At 55.8% G+C, this 15,307-nt stretch carries 14 protein-coding genes and 1 pseudogene; 9 read left to right on the top strand and 6 right to left on the bottom strand.

Annotated features, from left to right (window positions below; all coding sequences use genetic code 11):
* The first annotated feature begins 308 nt into the window (after nucleotides 1-308).
* The gene (locus tag CCE92_RS09575) at nucleotides 309-1,157 is read left to right on the top strand and encodes a VOC family protein (protein WP_088007304.1); all 849 of its coding nucleotides are present in this window, start codon (nucleotides 309-311) and stop codon (nucleotides 1,155-1,157) included.
* Nucleotides 1,158-1,296: 139 nt separating this feature from the next.
* The gene (locus CCE92_RS09570) at nucleotides 1,297-1,788 is read left to right on the top strand and encodes a DUF948 domain-containing protein (RefSeq protein ID WP_088007303.1); all 492 of its coding nucleotides are present in this window, start codon (nucleotides 1,297-1,299) and stop codon (nucleotides 1,786-1,788) included.
* Between the two features lie 54 nt (nucleotides 1,789-1,842).
* On the opposite strand, the pseudogene CCE92_RS09565 reads toward CCE92_RS09570, so the two are convergent.
* The 4 genes and pseudogenes from CCE92_RS09565 to CCE92_RS09550 form a co-directional block, all read right to left on the bottom strand.
* Nucleotides 1,843-3,137, bottom strand: a pseudogene (locus CCE92_RS09565) (NCS2 family permease).
* Between the two features lie 202 nt (nucleotides 3,138-3,339).
* Nucleotides 3,340-4,413, bottom strand: a complete 1,074-nt coding sequence (locus tag CCE92_RS09560; protein WP_088007302.1) for an NAD(P)-dependent alcohol dehydrogenase — start codon at nucleotides 4,411-4,413, stop codon at nucleotides 3,340-3,342.
* Nucleotides 4,414-4,577: 164 nt separating this feature from the next.
* Nucleotides 4,578-5,789: a NupC/NupG family nucleoside CNT transporter gene (locus CCE92_RS09555; RefSeq protein WP_088007301.1), complete on the bottom strand. Its 1,212-nt coding sequence runs from the start codon at nucleotides 5,787-5,789 to the stop codon at nucleotides 4,578-4,580.
* 246 nt (nucleotides 5,790-6,035) lie between these two features.
* Nucleotides 6,036-6,362, bottom strand: coding sequence for a hypothetical protein (locus tag CCE92_RS09550; RefSeq protein ID WP_162287856.1), 327 nt, complete (start codon nucleotides 6,360-6,362; stop codon nucleotides 6,036-6,038).
* Between the two features lie 112 nt (nucleotides 6,363-6,474).
* Here CCE92_RS09550 and pxpB point away from each other — a divergent pair, with 112 nt between their 5' ends.
* The 7 genes from pxpB (at nucleotide 6,475) to CCE92_RS09515 (ending at nucleotide 12,792) form a co-directional block, all read left to right on the top strand.
* Nucleotides 6,475-7,173, top strand: coding sequence for a 5-oxoprolinase subunit PxpB (gene pxpB / locus CCE92_RS09545; protein ID WP_088007309.1), 699 nt, complete (start codon nucleotides 6,475-6,477; stop codon nucleotides 7,171-7,173).
* A complete protein-coding gene (locus CCE92_RS09540; protein WP_088007299.1) occupies nucleotides 7,157-8,146 on the top strand; it encodes a 5-oxoprolinase subunit C family protein in 990 nt (329 codons plus the stop codon). The genes pxpB and CCE92_RS09540 overlap by 17 nt, the downstream gene beginning before the upstream one ends.
* Nucleotides 8,137-8,913 carry a LamB/YcsF family protein gene (locus CCE92_RS09535; protein WP_088007298.1) on the top strand — a complete coding sequence of 259 codons (777 nt, stop codon included), beginning with the start codon at nucleotides 8,137-8,139 and terminating at the stop codon, nucleotides 8,911-8,913. The genes CCE92_RS09540 and CCE92_RS09535 overlap by 10 nt, the downstream gene beginning before the upstream one ends.
* A gap of 131 nt (nucleotides 8,914-9,044) precedes the next feature.
* Complete coding sequence (locus tag CCE92_RS09530; protein WP_088007308.1) at nucleotides 9,045-10,232, top strand: NRAMP family divalent metal transporter; 1,188 nt, start codon at nucleotides 9,045-9,047, stop codon at nucleotides 10,230-10,232.
* A 13-nt stretch (nucleotides 10,233-10,245) separates the two neighbouring features.
* A complete protein-coding gene (locus CCE92_RS09525; protein WP_088007297.1) occupies nucleotides 10,246-11,040 on the top strand; it encodes a putative hydro-lyase in 795 nt (264 codons plus the stop codon).
* A gap of 174 nt (nucleotides 11,041-11,214) precedes the next feature.
* Nucleotides 11,215-11,619 (top strand): glycerol-3-phosphate cytidylyltransferase, encoded by a 405-nt coding sequence (gene tagD / locus CCE92_RS09520; RefSeq protein ID WP_088007296.1) that lies wholly within the window; start codon nucleotides 11,215-11,217, stop codon nucleotides 11,617-11,619.
* 33 nt (nucleotides 11,620-11,652) lie between these two features.
* Nucleotides 11,653-12,792 (top strand): CDP-glycerol glycerophosphotransferase family protein, encoded by a 1,140-nt coding sequence (locus tag CCE92_RS09515; protein WP_162287855.1) that lies wholly within the window; start codon nucleotides 11,653-11,655, stop codon nucleotides 12,790-12,792.
* Between the two features lie 79 nt (nucleotides 12,793-12,871).
* On the opposite strand, the gene CCE92_RS09510 is transcribed toward CCE92_RS09515, so the two are convergent.
* Nucleotides 12,872-13,657 carry a hypothetical protein gene (locus CCE92_RS09510; protein WP_088007294.1) on the bottom strand — a complete coding sequence of 262 codons (786 nt, stop codon included), beginning with the start codon at nucleotides 13,655-13,657 and terminating at the stop codon, nucleotides 12,872-12,874.
* Nucleotides 13,658-14,098: 441 nt separating this feature from the next.
* The gene (locus CCE92_RS09505) at nucleotides 14,099-15,298 is read right to left on the bottom strand and encodes a TraB/GumN family protein (RefSeq protein WP_420913235.1); all 1,200 of its coding nucleotides are present in this window, start codon (nucleotides 15,296-15,298) and stop codon (nucleotides 14,099-14,101) included.
* Nucleotides 15,299-15,307 lie beyond the last annotated feature (9 nt).

Genomic DNA, 15,307 nt, shown 5'->3' with positions numbered 1-15,307 from the left:
CGCCGCGGCGGTCCTTTTTTGATTCCACCCGTGTCCTGCTGCAGTTATTCTCGAAATTAATGCAGTTATTCTCGAATTGCCTGTATTTATTCTCGAAAAAGCGACTGTTATTCTCGAAAATCCTGTATTTATTCTCAAATCAGAGAAAACCAACGAAGAAAGTAAATTTTTATTACCTTCGCATTCATGCATCCATCATTCCACGATCACGCTATCAATAAAATCATCAAGGAGAACACTTTCTTTACTCCTTTTAGCTATTCCACTATCGTTATAAGCATATGACAAGCATAGAGGAGGCACACCCAATGATTTTCCATGAAAAACCCGTCACATTCGTCGGGCAGGTCCGGCTGAAAGTGCAGGATCTCGAACGCTCGCTCAAATTTTACACGTCTGTCCTCGGATTCACGGTGTCGGAACGGACTGGCGGCCGCGCGCAGCTGACAGCGGACGGCAAAACGGTTTTACTGTCGCTCGAACAGCCGGAAGATGCCGCGCCTAAGCAGCCACGCACGACCGGCCTCTACCATTTCGCCGTTCTGCTTCCGACCCGCGCGGATCTGGCGGCTTTCGTGCGCCATCTGGCGGAGAGCGGCATCCAATTCGGTTCGTCGGATCATCTGGTAAGTGAAGCGCTGTACTTTTCGGATCCCGACGGCAATGGCATCGAAGTTTACAGGGACCGGAAGCCGGAGGAATGGACGTGGCAAGGGGACCAGGTGGTGATGACCGTCGATCCGCTCGATTTCGAAGAACTGCTGTCGACTTCCGGCCAGGAACGCTGGAAGGGGCTTCCTGAGGGGACGGTGATGGGCCATATCCATCTGCACGTGGCCGATCTCCGTCAGGCGGAGCAGTTCTATACCGAAGGCCTCGGACTGGATGTCGTCTGCCGCTTCGGCGGCCAGGCTTCCTTTATTTCTTCAGGGAAGTACCATCATCATATCGGCATCAACACGTGGAACGGGACCGGTGCACCCCCTCCTTCTCCGGACAGCGCAGGGCTGGCCGCTTTCACGCTGGTGCTGCCGAGTGAAGAAGAACGGAATGAAACCGCAGAGCGCCTGAAGCGGATCGGCGCACCGGTTTCGGAAACCGGCGGCCGTTTTCTCACGGAAGATCCGTCCGGCAACCGGATCGAACTTCTTGTCTGACAGCTGCAGCGAAACGCATGGAAGCTCCGGGGCAGCCGCCCGGAGCTTTTTTCGCTGGGGATTCGGCGCACGATGTTAGTGCCTGACCCAGGACGGGTATAGGAATAAAAATCTGTTCAGAACCGGAGGAGGATGCAGGATGGAAGAAGAAATCTGGGGGTACATAGCGCTCGCAATCGTCATCGCGGGAATTGCCGCCGTCATCATCGGGGCCGCCATGTCGATGAAAGGAATCAAGGGACCGATGAAAGAAATGAAAAAGTCCGCGGACGACATGAAAGAGCGGATGCAGCGGTTTCAGGAGGAGACGACGGCCCTCCAGCACAATGTGAAGGAACTGCAGGAGGACATCCAGCAGAAAACGACAGCCATCAGTACGCTGACGAGCTCGGCGAAAGGGATGAAAAACTCCATCATGGACATGAATTCGACTGTCCGGGCCATCACCGGGCATGTAGCCGACCGGGTCGACCGCGACCCGGCATACCGGGAAGAGACGGTGCGCATGACGGATATGGCCATCGGGTTCATGGAAATGTGGAAACACCGCGAATCCCCCGAGTCCCGTACCCGTGTCATCTACTCGACCGATCCGGCTGTCCGCCAGGAACCTGACGACTCTCCCCGGTAGACTTCGGGGACTAAAAAAGAAGGGCGTTCCCGTTTGCGGGAGCGCCCTTTTCCTTCAGCCGATCGCATGGAAAATGAAATTCAGGAGAAACAGTGCCGCGATTAAGTAAAGCGGCAGCGAAACTTCCCGCGCCTTGCCCACTGCGATTTTCAGCACCGGGTACAGGATGAAGCCGACTGCGATCCCGTCCGCGATGCTGTAAGTGAACGGAATGAGCGCGATGATCAATAACGCCGGAAAACTTTCGCTGAAGTCCGACAGATCCAGATGCCGGATGTTCTGCAGCATCAGCCCGCCGATGATGATCAGGATCGGCGCGATGGCGCTGTCCGGAATCACTTTGATGAATGGAATGAAGAACGTCGACGCCAGGAACAGAAATCCGAAGACGATCGTCGTCAGTCCCGTCCGGCCGCCCGCCGCCATGCTGGCCGTCGTTTCGACGGTCGCCACGGTCGGACTGGTGCCGAAGATGCCCGACAGCATCGTCGATACGGACGTGGCCTGGAACGACTTCCTGTAAGCTTCCGGCCGGCCGATGAACGCCGTATGCCCGTGCACGAGGCCGATGTTCTCGAACACGAGCACCATCGTCAGCGAAAACACCGCGATCCAGAACGGGAACGTCAGGAAGCTGTCGAAGGACAGCGCGCCGAACACACCGAGATAATCAGACAGTGCGAACGACTGTCCGGTTTCGCCGACGCCGGCAATCCCGAACAGGAACCCGATGAGCGTACCCGCCACGACGGTGATCAGGAAATTCCCCGGCACATTGCGCACGAACAATACGATGGCGATCAGAAACGTCAGCGCCGTCGCCTGCACGACCGGATCCGCCAGCGACCCGAGGACGAGGATGACCCCGTCCCCCTGCTCCACGATTCCGCCTTTTTCAAGGCCGACGAGGATCAGGAACAGACCGAGCCCGACCGTGATCGCTTCTTTCAGCGAATGCGGAATCGCCTCGCTCAGCATATCGCCCATCCGTGTGAACGCCACAGCCATGAAGATCAGACCCGAAACGAATACCGCAGCAAGCGCTTCCTGCACGTGAGTCCCATGGACTGGACCATCGTGTACGCGAACAGCGCATTGATGCCCATCCCGGGCACGAGCAGGATCGGCATATTCGCCCAGAAGCCCATCAGGAACGCGCTGACGACCGACACGAAAATCGTCGCCAGAATCGCGCCTTCCAGCGGGATCCCCGCTTCCGACAGGATGAGCGAGTTCACCGCAATGATGTAGACGAGGGTGAAAAAGCCGATGAATCCCGCCATGACTTCCTTGCGCACGCTTGTTCCGAATTTTTCAAGACCGAACCGCTGATTCAGCCAATTATGCATTCAAATTCCTTCTTATGAAATTAGCCCTCTCCCAACCCGCTTTTCCCGGAATAAAACCGGGCAAGCCAAGAAATAATACTAGAGATTCTGCCGGGAAATGTCAAGGGAATGTGGTTGACAGGGCAGTCCGGATACAAAAAAGCACCTTCCCCGGCAGCTTCTGCTGTCCGGAAGGTGCTTTCTCCAGTCCACGCATCCGGTTTTAATGGCTCATTTTTAGGACCGGCTTGATGACGGATCCGTTCTCCGACTCTTCGAACGCCTTGTTGATTTGCTCGAAATCGAAGAATTTCACCATCCGGTCGAACGGGAATTGCCCATTTTTATAATAGGAAATCAATTCCGGTATGAACTTCTGCGGAATCGCATCGCCCTGGCTGGTTCCGACAATTTTGTTGCCGCCCAGCGCCAATGCTTCCAAAGGAATCTGGAGGGTATAATCCGTCACGACGGTCCCCAGTGTGCCGAAAGTCTCCAGCGACGCGATCGCTTGTCCGACCACCGCATCCACACCGGTTGTATCGAGTACGTTATGCACGCCCGTCCCGGTGATTTCCTTGATCTTCGCGGCGATGTCCACGTCTTTGCCGCTGATGATCGTCGCTGTGGCGCCCAGTTCCTCTGCGAGTTTCAGACGATTCTCATGGAGGTCGATTCCAATGATGTGTTTACAGCCGGCGATTTTAGCGGCCATGATGGCGCTCAGCCCGACAGCCCCGACTCCGAACACCGCGATGGAACTGCCCGCCTCGGGCTTCAGCACGTTCAGGACCGTGCTCGCGCCTGTCTGCAGTCCGCAGCCGAGCGGCGCCGCCAGAGCCAAGTCCATTTCCTTGTCGATTTTCACGACATTTCTCTGGTTTACGAGAGAATACGTCGCAAACGACGACTGGCCGAAAAATCTGGAGACCAGTTTATTCGACTCCTCATCGATATGGCTATTCAAGTTCAGGTCAGCATAGTATTCGCAATGAGCGGGATGGTTGGCCCGGCAATTGTCACATTTTCCGCAGCTTGCGAAGGAGACGACCACATGGTCCCCTTTTTGCAGCTCCGTGACTTCGGCGCCTGTCTCTTCGACAATTCCGGCCCCTTCATGGCCGAGAACCGAGGGCGGATCGACCATTTCTGTATCCCGTCCTGACACGTCGGTATGGCAGATTCCGGACGCGACGACTTTGATCAGGACATCGTCCTTACCGAGTTCCGGCAATTCGATATCGGCGATTTCAAACGGCTGGCCCCTTTCAGGAGTAACGGCAGCTTTGATTTTCATGATGAATCTCTCTCCTTCCGCGAAGTCAGAATGTATCTCCTTATTGACACCTAATTATAACAGTCCATTCGAGTCTTCCCCAAACATCCCTTCTTGAAACGCTGGAAATCCCGCGGAAAAACCGCCGGCCCGAAATCCGGACCGGCGGCTTCCCGTTGATTCTGTTAAATGAACATCCCGGCGATCGACGCGCTCAGCAGCGAGGCGAGCATACCTGCCGCGACGGCGCGCATGCCGAGGCGGGCGATGTCCGGACGGCGGGTCGGCGCCATTCCGCCGAGACCGCCGAGCAGGATCGCGAGCGAGCTCAAGTTGGCGAAGCCGCAAAGTGCGAAGGAGACGATTGCCACTGTCTTCGCGGACAATTCTTCGATCATCGGCGCGAACGCAGTGTAAGCCACGAATTCATTCAGGACGAGTTTCTGGCCGATAAAGCTTCCCGCCAGGACCGCTTCATCCCACGGGACACCGATCGCAAACGCGAGCGGCGCAAAGATGAAGCCGAGAATTCCCTGCAGGGTCAGGCTTTCATAACCGAACCAGCCGCCGATGCCGCCAAGGATGCCGTTGATGAGGGCGATGAGCGCGATGAAGGCGAGGAGCATCGCGCCGACGTTGAGCGCGAGCTGCAGGCCGACACCCGCTCCCCGGGCAGCCGCATCGATGACGTTGACGGCTTCGTCGTCATCTTCCAGTTCCAGTGTTTCGTGTTCCGGCTCTTCTGTCTCCGGAAAAATGATTTTTGCCATGATCAGTCCCGCAGGCGCCGCCATGAAGCTTGCCGCAAGCAGGTACTCAAGCGGCACGCCGAGCAGCGCATAGCCGGCGAGCGTGGAACCTGCAACCGATGCAAGTCCGCCTGTCATGATGGCGAACAATTCCGATTGGGTCATATTCTTGATGAACGGCCGGACCACGAGCGGCGCTTCCGTCTGGCCGACAAAAATGTTCGCCGCTGCCGACATCGACTCGGGCTTGCTCGTACCGAGCAGCCAGGAAAGCGCGCCGCCGAGAATTTTGATGATGAACTGCATGATCTTCAAGTGATACAGCACAGCGATCAGCGACGAGAAGAAGATGATGATGGTCAGCACCTGGAATGCGAAGACGAAACCGAACTCTTCGACATTCGCCGCCGGACCGAACACGAACGCAATCCCTTCACCGGCATAATCGATGATTTGCTGGACGGTTTCAGCGAGCGCCTGGATCGCCGCCCTGCCTGTCGGCCACTCCAGAACGATGAAGGCGAACGACAGCTGGATGGCAAGACCGACGAAAATTGTACGCAAATTCAGGGACTTCTTTTTGGCGCTCAGCAGCCATGCTATACCGAACACAACGAAAATCCCGAATAACCCCCAAAGGAAATTCACGATATCACCTCAATAATTTATTAATAAAACGCTTACAGGGAAAGCATAACAGAAATTCCGGCGTTGTCGGTCATCAGACAACTATTCAAACTAGACTTTTCTGCTGAAAATGAAAGGTTTGTGAACTTCCTCAGAAAATTGCAAGAACGAAAAAGACTGCTGGAAAGTATTTCCGCTGAAACAGCCGCTCCGTGGACTTACCTGTGCTTTCCCGGAACGGACGGAAAACAAAAAAAAATGACGGCCTCATACCGAAGGCCGCTTCTTTTCCATCTCTTCTTCACTGATCCGGCTGACGGGATACATCTCCGACAGCTTTTCGATTTGCTGGAGCGCTTCCTTGTAAAGCTGCATGTCCTCGAATTCATCGGCGTAATACATGGAACCGTCCTCCGTCTCAAGCAGGACACGGACAGCCTGGACAGCCCGTGTTCCGGCATCTTCGTCCCCGACGACCGGGCCGTCGGGCAGGCCTTCTGTCTCGAGCAGGAAAACAGTGCCTTGCGATCCTTTCCCTTTGGCTCCGTCGGCAAATTCTAGCAATTCTTCGACACTCGTCGCTGTTTCTTTCACGGCGGCCGCCCCTTTCATTCATGGTCTCTTCATAGTATTCACTTTCGTCTCTTCCGATAAACCCGTATACTGGAACGGAATCAGAATAATCAGCACAAGGAGGCAAGGCATGATGGATTGTTCATTCGAACCGCTCGGCGACCGGGCGATCATGATTGAAGCGGCAGCGGAAATCGGGCCGGAAGCCCAAATCCGGGTGCGGCTCATCACGGCCGCCCTTGAAGCCGAATCCCCTGCGTGGATGACCGGTTTCATTCCCGCCTACACGACAGTCGCCGTGTTCTATGACCCTTTGGCGCTGAACTTCAAAGAAGCTGAACAGGAACTGGCGAGCCTGCTCAGCCGTGCCTCCGAAGACCGGCTCCCGGAAGTGCGGACTGTCGAAATCCCGGTCTGCTACGGCGGTGAATTCGGTCCGGACCTCCCTTTCGTCGCCCGGCATAACGGGCTGACGGAACAGGAAGTCATCGATTTCCATACCGGCGGCGATTATTCCGTCCATATGATCGGTTTCGCTCCGGGCTTTCCCTTCATCGGCGGCATGCCTTCCGAGATCGCCGCACCGAGAAGAGAGACGCCGCGGCTGCGTATCCCGGAGCGGACCGTCGGCATCGCCGGCGGGCAGACTGGTGTCTATCCGATTGAAACGCCCGGCGGCTGGCGGCTGATCGGCCGCACACCGATCCGGCTATTCCTGCCGGAACAGGACATTCCAAGCCTGCTCCGCGCCGGTGACCGGATTGTATTCCGGCAGATCGGTACGGAGGAATACAGGGAAATGGAGGAGAACGCTCATGCTCACCGTCCGTAAAGGCGGCCCGCAGACGACGGTCCAGGACCTTGGGCGGACCGGATACCAGCGCTACGGGGTCATTGTCAGCGGCGCCATGGATACATACGCCCTCCGGATGGCGAACCTACTGGTGGGAAACAACGAAAACGAAGGCGGACTTGAAATCACGCTCGGCGGATTTTCAGCCCGCTTCGGACAGGATGGACTCGTGGCAGTATGCGGAGGCGAAATGTCCGCAGACCTGGACGGACGTCCTGTCAAACTGTGGCGTCCTTTATTCGTTCCGGCCGGCGCCGTGCTGTCATTCGGCGCGCCGAAGACCGGCTGCCGCGCTTATGTGGCCGTGGCCGGGGGGATCGATGTCCCGCTTGTCATGGACAGTAAATCCACTTATTTGCGGGCGGAAATCGGCGGGTTCCAGGGCCGTGCCCTGAAAACGGACGATGAAGTGCCGGTCGGCAGCCTGTCCGGACCACAGCGCAGGACGGTGGCTGCAATGCGCGAACGCGGATTTTTCCAGCCGAAATGGGCGGTCCCTGCCCCTCCTTATTCTGATGACCCCATCATCCGGGTCATGCCCGGCAGGCAATTCCGCCTGTTCGATGAAGAGAGCCGGGTGAGGCTTTTTTCGGAACCGTTCACTGTCTCCCTCCAGTCCGACCGGATGGGGCTGCGTCTCGAAGGCCACACGCTTTCACTGGAGGAGAAACAGGAACTGATTTCAGAAGCCGTCGCATTCGGCTCCATACAGGTGCCGCCGGACGGTCAGCCGATCGTGCTGATGGCGGACCGTCAGACAGCGGGCGGTTATCCGAAAATCGGCCAGATCGCTTCGATCGACCTGCCCCTCGCCGCCCAGCTTAAGCCGGGCGACCGGATCACGTTCGAGGAAATCTCGGTCGAAGAGGGACAATGGCTTTATTTTCACAAAGAACGGCTCATCCAAGAGCTCCGTACAGCAATCCAATGGAGGTGGAGGGAATGGCTTTGAATTTCCGTGCAGATCTGAATTGTGATATGGGCGAGAGCTTCGGCGCGTATACCATGGGGCGCGACGAGGAAATCCTCGATATCGTGACGTCCGCGAACATCGCCTGCGGTTTCCATGCAGGAGACCCGGCCGTCATGCGGCGGACGGTCAAATTGGCGTTAGAGAAAGATGTCGCGATCGGCGCCCACCCCGGCCTGCAGGATCTGGCAGGATTCGGACGGCGGCCGATGAACATTTCCGCCAAGGAAGCATACGAAATGGCGGTGTACCAAATCGGAGCGCTGTGGGGATTCGTGAAAGCAGAGGGCGGCCGCATGCAGCATGTGAAAGCGCACGGCGCCTTTTACAACATGGCCGCCAAAAACGCGGCGCTGGCGGAGGCGATCGCCGAAGCGGTGTATGACATCGACCCGGAACTAATCCTGTTCGGCCTGTCAGGCAGCGAACTGATCCAGGCGGGCAATAAAACCGGCCTCCGGACAGCGAGTGAAGTATTCGCCGACCGGACATACCAGGAAGACGGATCTCTCACACCGCGGACCGAACCGGACGCACTGCTGACGGACCAGGATACCGCCGCCCGGCAAGTATTACGTATGGTCACCGAACAGAAAGTGCAGTCCGTCCAGGGAACCGATGTCGCCATCCAGGCGGATACGATCTGCATCCACGGCGACAAACCTACGGCGCTCGGCTTCGCTGAACACATTTCCGAAGCCTTCAGAGAAGCCGGCATCCGGATCGAAAGCTGCGGGAAGTTCCTTTAGAGACAAGGAACCTGCCCGCATTTTCCGTTTTCCGGTTGCCGTGCCGGACTCCAAGCAATCCATAACAGAAAGGAAGTGAGCGGCTGGCTCCGCCCGTGACTGGCATCACGGGCATCCGTCAACCGAAGTCCATGAAAAACACAAACCGCAGCCTGCTGCTTGGCGCCGCGTTCCTGATGGCGACTTCCGCCATCGGACCCGGCTTCCTTACACAGACCACCGTTTTCACCGAAGCCCTGTTAGCTTCTTTCGGCTTCGTCATCCTGATTTCCATTATCATCGATATCGGTGCACAGACGAACATCTGGCGGATCATCGCCGTCTCCGAGAAGCGGGCGCAGGACATCGCCAATGACCTGCTGCCGGGACTCGGCTATTTTCTCGCATTGCTGGTCGTCATGGGCGGCCTCGCCTTCAACATCGGGAATATCGCAGGTGCCGGCCTCGGTCTGAATGTCCTGTTCGGCATTTCACCGGCACTCGGGGCGCTGCTCAGCGGAATCCTCGCCATCGGCATCTTCCTCGTTAAAGAAGCCGGCCGGGCCATGGACCGATTCACCCAAATTCTCGGCTTCGTCATGATCGGCCTGACGCTGTATGTCATGTTCACCGCTCAGCCGCCTGTCGGTGAAGCGGTCGTCCGGACATTCGCTCCAACTACCATCGATATTCTCGCCATTGTGACGCTGGTCGGCGGAACTGTCGGCGGTTACATCACGTTCGCCGGGGGCCACCGGCTGATCGACGCCGGCGTCAAAGGGAAAGAAGCCATCCCGGAAGTGACGAAAAGTTCCGTGTTCGCCATCGGGATCGCTTCCGTCATGCGGATCATCCTGTTCCTGGCGGTCCTCGGCGTCGTTTCCCAAGGGCTCAGCCTGGATCCGAGCAACCCGCCCGCTTCCGTCTTCCTGCTGGCAGCCGGCCAGATCGGCTATAAGATTTTCGGGGTCGTCATGTGGGCGGCGGCCGTCACATCCGTCGTCGGCGCGGCTTACACGTCCGTCTCTTTCATCCGCACGTTCAGCCCGGCCCTTGAAAAGTACCACCGCTGGCTGATCATCGGGTTCATCACTGTATCGACACTTGTTTTTGTCTCCATTGGACGTCCGGTGCTCATTTTGGTGCTGGTCGGTTCGCTCAACGGCCTGATCCTGCCGGTCGCGCTCGGGGTCATGCTTGTCGCAGCGCATAAACCGAGAATTGTCGGCGACTACAAGCATCCGCTGTGGATGACGATTTTCGGCGCAATCATCGTTGTCGCCATGGCAATCATGGGCGTTTATACACTGATGAATGGAATCCCGCAGTTATTTGAATAAAGGAGGAAACGAAATGGCATTTTCTCCCGCCAGCAGTTCACCGGCAGAGCTCCGCGCACTGATCCGGGAAGGAAAATGGGCCGCACCGACGTCCGGTGCGGCCAATGGCTTTATCCAGGCGAACCTGGCCGTCCTGCCGAAAGAGCTCGCCTTCGATTTTCTGCTGTTCTGTCAGCGGAATCCGAAATCCTGTCCCCTGATCGATGTGACCGACATGGGATCCTTCACGCCGGCACTGTCCGCCCCGTCCGCCGATTTGCGGACGGACCTCCCGAAATACCGGATTTACCGGAACGGTGAACTGGCAGAAGAACGGGACGAGGTCAGGGACTTGTGGACAGAAGACATGGTCGGATTCCTGATCGGCTGCAGCTTCACGTTCGAAGAAGCGCTCATCGCCAATGGAATCCCGATGCGTCATAACGAGGAAGGCTGCAACGTGCCGATGTTCCGGACGTCCATCCCGACGGTGAAAGCCGGCGGATTCGAAGGGCCGACGGTCGTCAGCATGCGTCCCATCAAAGAAGAGGACGTCGTCCGCGCCGTCCAGGTCACAAGCCGCTTTCCGGACGTCCACGGCGCGCCGGTCCAGATCGGCAATCCCGGGAAGATCGGCATCACCGACCTCAACCGGCCGGATTTCGGCGATGCCGTCACGATACGGGACGGCGAAGTTCCGGTATTCTGGGCGTGCGGCGTCACGCCGCAGGCGGTCGCCATGCACGTAAAACCGGAGCTGATGATCACCCATGCGCCGGGCCATATGTTCATCACGGATTTGAAATCCGCTCGAATCAGCGTCATCTGATCCTTCACGGCCGGCCGGAAGAAAAAGCCGCTTCCGGCCGGATCCGCTGTAAGGATTTTTCAATTGATGACAGAAAGAGGTTTCACTTCCTCTTGGCACGGGTATACAGGAGGAAACCGCATATGGTTCATATGCCGCCTTTTGACGAAAGCCAAGATGAAGGAGGTTTTTTTGATGAAAAAAGTCATAACATACGGCACCTTCGATCTCCTGCATTACGGCCATATCAATATATTGAAACGGGCAAAACAGCATGGGGACTTCCTGATCGTCGCCCTGTCGACCGACGAGTTCAATTCACTGAAAGGCAAAGCAAGCTACTTCAGTTATGAGGAACGGAAGCAGCTGCTCGAAGCCATCAAGTATGTCGACCATGTCATACCGGAAGAGACATGGGACCAGAAAATCCGGGACGTCCGGAAATACGGAATCGACTGCTTCGTGATGGGGAACGACTGGGAAGGGAAATTCGATTTCCTCAAACCGTATACCGAAGTTGTCTATCTGCCTCGGACACCGGAAATTTCAACAAGCAAAATCAAGAACGACCTCGGCCTCGGATTCGGCTCTGCCGGCTGACCGGGCCGTTTTCTTATGGGGGTGGCATCGCGTGTGCTGACGAATTTCGCCAGGTGGATCGCTTCTGTGATCGCCGTTTTTATTCCAATCAAAAAAGGGACGCTGCTGCTGCTGGAGTACAGTTATCCGTCCGGTTCGAACACCCGGATCCTCGGGGAATCATTGCTGCCTTATTTTGATGTACATACCGCAGACGGAGTGGCTTTCCTGGATCCTGTCCGGTCGTTCGGGGAGCTGCTGCCGAAAATTAGGCTTTATCTCCATACGGCGCAGTTCGAGGTGCTGGTTTCGACCCACGGGCTGAAAAAGATCAAGAAACAGCAGCTGATGATCGAGCTGTGGCACGGAATTCCGCTGAAAGCGATGGGGTCCATGGAGACGACCGATGCAGACAGCGCGGAAAAGCGTTTCAGCATGGATTACTTGATAACTTCATCCAAGCTGCAGTCCATGCAGCTCGATGCCTGCCTGCATATCGATTTCCACCGTCACCGCATTCTCGGAAGCCCGCGGAACGACTGGCTGTACCGTGAACCGCAAGATCTGATCGGCCGGCTGCACGGACGGAACGATTTCGACAAAGCGGTGCTGTATATGCCGACATTCCGGACCGGCTACCTCGGACGGACGGAAGGGAACGTCGGGCAGGACTTGTTCAATTTCGGCAGCCTCGGAGAGGAAGCGGCGTTCCTGCAGTGGCTGGAGGAGCAAAACATCCTGCTCCTCGTGAAGCTGCACCCGATGGAGGAAAAGGCGCTGCTGGAAAAAGTGAGGCGCTTCCGTTCGGACCACATCCTCGTGCTGCAGTCGGAGCTCCTCGTGCAGCATGATATCGATCTGTACGAACTGCTGCCTGAAACGGACATGCTCATCACCGATTACTCCAGTATTTATTTCGATTATCTTCTGCTGGACCGCCCGATCGTATTCGCGAATGCGGACCTGGAAACGTACCGCCGGACGCGAGGCCTGCTGCTGGAGCCTTATGAACACTGGACGCCCGGGCACAAGGCGCAAGACTACGAAGGGCTCCGGGAAGCGATCGAACGCAGCCTGACGGAAGACCGTTTCGCTGAAAAGCGGATGGAAATCAGGGACTTGTTCCATCTGCATCAGGACGGACGATCTTCTGAGCGCATCACGGAATTCATCAGACAAAACCGGAAGGAATGACTAAAAACCCCGGATGACGGGAGGCGTTGCCTCTGTCATCCGGGGTCTGTTTGATTCTGCAGCCATTTTTTGCCGGCTGTTATTCGATTACATTCGGGTCGATTTCTTCAACTGCACCTACTGTCTCTTCCAGTTCAGCAAAGTCGGCGAAATCCGCGATCGCTGTATCAAATTCCGCTACCACATAGTCATTGAAGTCTACGACAGACCAGGCAAGCGGATCCAAGTACGTTGTCTGGAGTTCATCCAGCGTGATCGCGCCAAGCTCTACTCCCTCTTCAGCTGCAATGACGTCTTCAACCGGACCTACTGTAGTCTCCAGTTCAGCGAAATCTGCAAAATCAGCGATTGCTGTATCATACTCCGCTAGGACATAGTCGTTGAATTCCACAATCGACCAGCCAAGCGGGTCGAGATAGTTCGTTTCAAGATCTTCAAAAGCTACAGCTCCGAGTTCAACACCTTCTTCTGCCGCGACGATATCTTCAACCGGACCTACTGTAGATTCCAGTTCGGCGAAGTCCGCAAAATCCGCGACGGCCATGTCATATTCCGCTACAACATAGTCATTGAATTCCACGGCTGTCCAGCCGAGCGGCTCCAGATAAGCATCTTCGAGTTCGACTTCGTCAATTGCGCCGTAGTCGATCTCCTCTTCAAGCGGTTCTTCTTCCACGACTTCCTCTTCGACCGGTTCCTCTTCTACAACTTCTTCTTCAACCGGTTCCTCTTCTACGACTTCCTCTTCAACCGGTTCCTCTTCTACGACTTCCTCTTCAACCGGCTCTTCTTCGGCGCACGCAGCGAGGACTGACATGGATAAGATACTGGCGGTTCCCAGTTTAATGAATTTTGAATGTTTCAATTGTTTCATCTCCTTTACCAATATTTCGTCTCGCCTTAGTTTTACCCGGCATGTTTCCGCTAAAACGTGTTTTTGGCAGCGCACGGACACTAGACATTTTCACCTGAATCGTCCTATTTATCCCAATTTTCCAATTGCGGGGAGGACCTTTTTGTTCACCGAAATAAACCCTAGTCATGGCAAAGGTTTGAAGAAAATAAATTAAATATTCAATCTATTATTTCAATACTAATGGCAATTTGTTTCTGTCCAACGTCTTCTTCAACCGCTTCTGTTCCGGTGAAAATGAGGCATTTTTCCCGTGCCCTATTTTAAAAATGCGCATGTCCTCGCTGCGATTTCAGCCGTAAAATCCTTACTTAATAGGAGGTTTTTGCAAGAAAAAAGGCCGATTCAGAATTGAATCAGCCCCGTTCCTTTTAAAGTTTCGCTGTTTATTTATCAGCTCTGCAAGTTTTCCAGGAACACACGAATGACGTCCGCGCCGCCGATGAAAGTCCCGATCGAGCTCCCGAGGTTCGACAGCACGACGACGAGCAGGACGCGCGTCACTTTGTTATCCCAGAATCCTTTGATGGTGAAGACATCTTCGGACAGACGCTCAAAATCGCCGACATTCGGGCGGCGGAAATAAGCCTGTGCGAATCCGGCGAACCAGCCGGCGGCAATAAGCGGATTGAGTGAAGAAATCGGCGCGGCGACGAACGCCGTCAAAATCGCCAGCGGATGCGCGAACGCGATGGCCGCGCCGAGCGCTGACAGCCCGCCGTTCCAGAGAATCCAGCTCATGGCCTGGTAAAACCCGTCCTGCGGGTTCGTCATGAACGTGTACAGGATGATCGCAATAATCGAAATCGGGATGAGCCAGCCGACCACTTTCGGCCACTTCGCCTTTGGCGGCCGCTTATCCAATTCAGCTAAGTCATGCTCACGGTGGATCTCCTTTGAGATGCCCGGCACGTGCGCGGCGCCGAGAACAGCGACGACCTTATCCCCCGGAGCGTTCTTGATTTTCTGTGCTAAGTACTGGTCCCGTTCATCGATGAGCGGCTTTTTCAGCTTCGGGAACGAATCCGTCATTTCCGCGAGCACCGCATTCAAGGTGTCCTGCGATTTCATTTTCTCGAGCTCTTCTTCTGAAATCTCCTCTTTGCTGAAGATGCTGTAGAACACCGAGGTGAGAAGCTGCGACTTGCCCCACAACCCCATATTGCCCCAGATCCGCGAAAAGGTGATCTGGATATTCCGGTCGGCCAGCACAAGCTCGGCGCCGGTTTCCTTCGCCGATTCAATGCCCTGGATCATTTCCTGTCCCGGCTCGATGCCGAACTGCTTGGCGAGCCGGTTCTGGAATGACGATACGGCAAGGTTGATGAGGAGCAGTGATGCCTTGCCCTCCCGGATGATTTTGAAGATGTCCGTCTCTTTCCATTTGTTCTTGTCGGTCACGGACTGGTAGCGCTGTTCGTCGAGTTCGATGCAGACGGAATCCGGCTGTTCGCGTTCGATCACTTCTTTCACCTGTTCGGCGCTGCGCTTCGATACATGTGCGGTGCCGATCAGGATGATTTCTTTGCCTTCCGCTTCAAGACGCACCACGTTTTCTTCTTTTATTGTTGAAACCCTGTTTTCTTCCTGCATAACTGACTT

Origin of the sequence: Indiicoccus explosivorum (assembly GCF_002167005.1) — a bacterium.
GTDB classification, from domain to species: Bacteria; Bacillota; Bacilli; order Bacillales_A; family Planococcaceae; genus Indiicoccus; species Indiicoccus explosivorum.
The sequence above is the reverse complement of the archived record's forward strand: the minus strand, read 5'-3'. Positions and strand labels throughout refer to the sequence as shown.

Bases quoted from the DNA above. Each gene is read 5' to 3' on its own strand.
- CCE92_RS09575 (WP_088007304.1), top strand. From the start codon at position 309: ATGATTTTCCATGAAAAACCCGTCACATTCGTCGGGCAGGTCCGGCTG.
- CCE92_RS09570 (WP_088007303.1), top strand. From the start codon at position 1,297: ATGGAAGAAGAAATCTGGGGGTACATAGCGCTCGCAATCGTCATCGCG.
- CCE92_RS09560 (WP_088007302.1), bottom strand. From the start codon at position 4,413: ATGAAAATCAAAGCTGCCGTTACTCCTGAAAGGGGCCAGCCGTTTGAA.
- pxpB (WP_088007309.1), top strand. From the start codon at position 6,475: ATGGATTGTTCATTCGAACCGCTCGGCGACCGGGCGATCATGATTGAA.
- CCE92_RS09540 (WP_088007299.1), top strand. From the start codon at position 7,157: ATGCTCACCGTCCGTAAAGGCGGCCCGCAGACGACGGTCCAGGACCTT.
- CCE92_RS09535 (WP_088007298.1), top strand. From the start codon at position 8,137: ATGGCTTTGAATTTCCGTGCAGATCTGAATTGTGATATGGGCGAGAGC.
- CCE92_RS09530 (WP_088007308.1), top strand. From the start codon at position 9,045: ATGAAAAACACAAACCGCAGCCTGCTGCTTGGCGCCGCGTTCCTGATG.
- CCE92_RS09525 (WP_088007297.1), top strand. From the start codon at position 10,246: ATGGCATTTTCTCCCGCCAGCAGTTCACCGGCAGAGCTCCGCGCACTG.
- tagD (WP_088007296.1), top strand. From the start codon at position 11,215: ATGAAAAAAGTCATAACATACGGCACCTTCGATCTCCTGCATTACGGC.
- CCE92_RS09505 (WP_420913235.1), bottom strand. From the start codon at position 15,298: ATGCAGGAAGAAAACAGGGTTTCAACAATAAAAGAAGAAAACGTGGTG.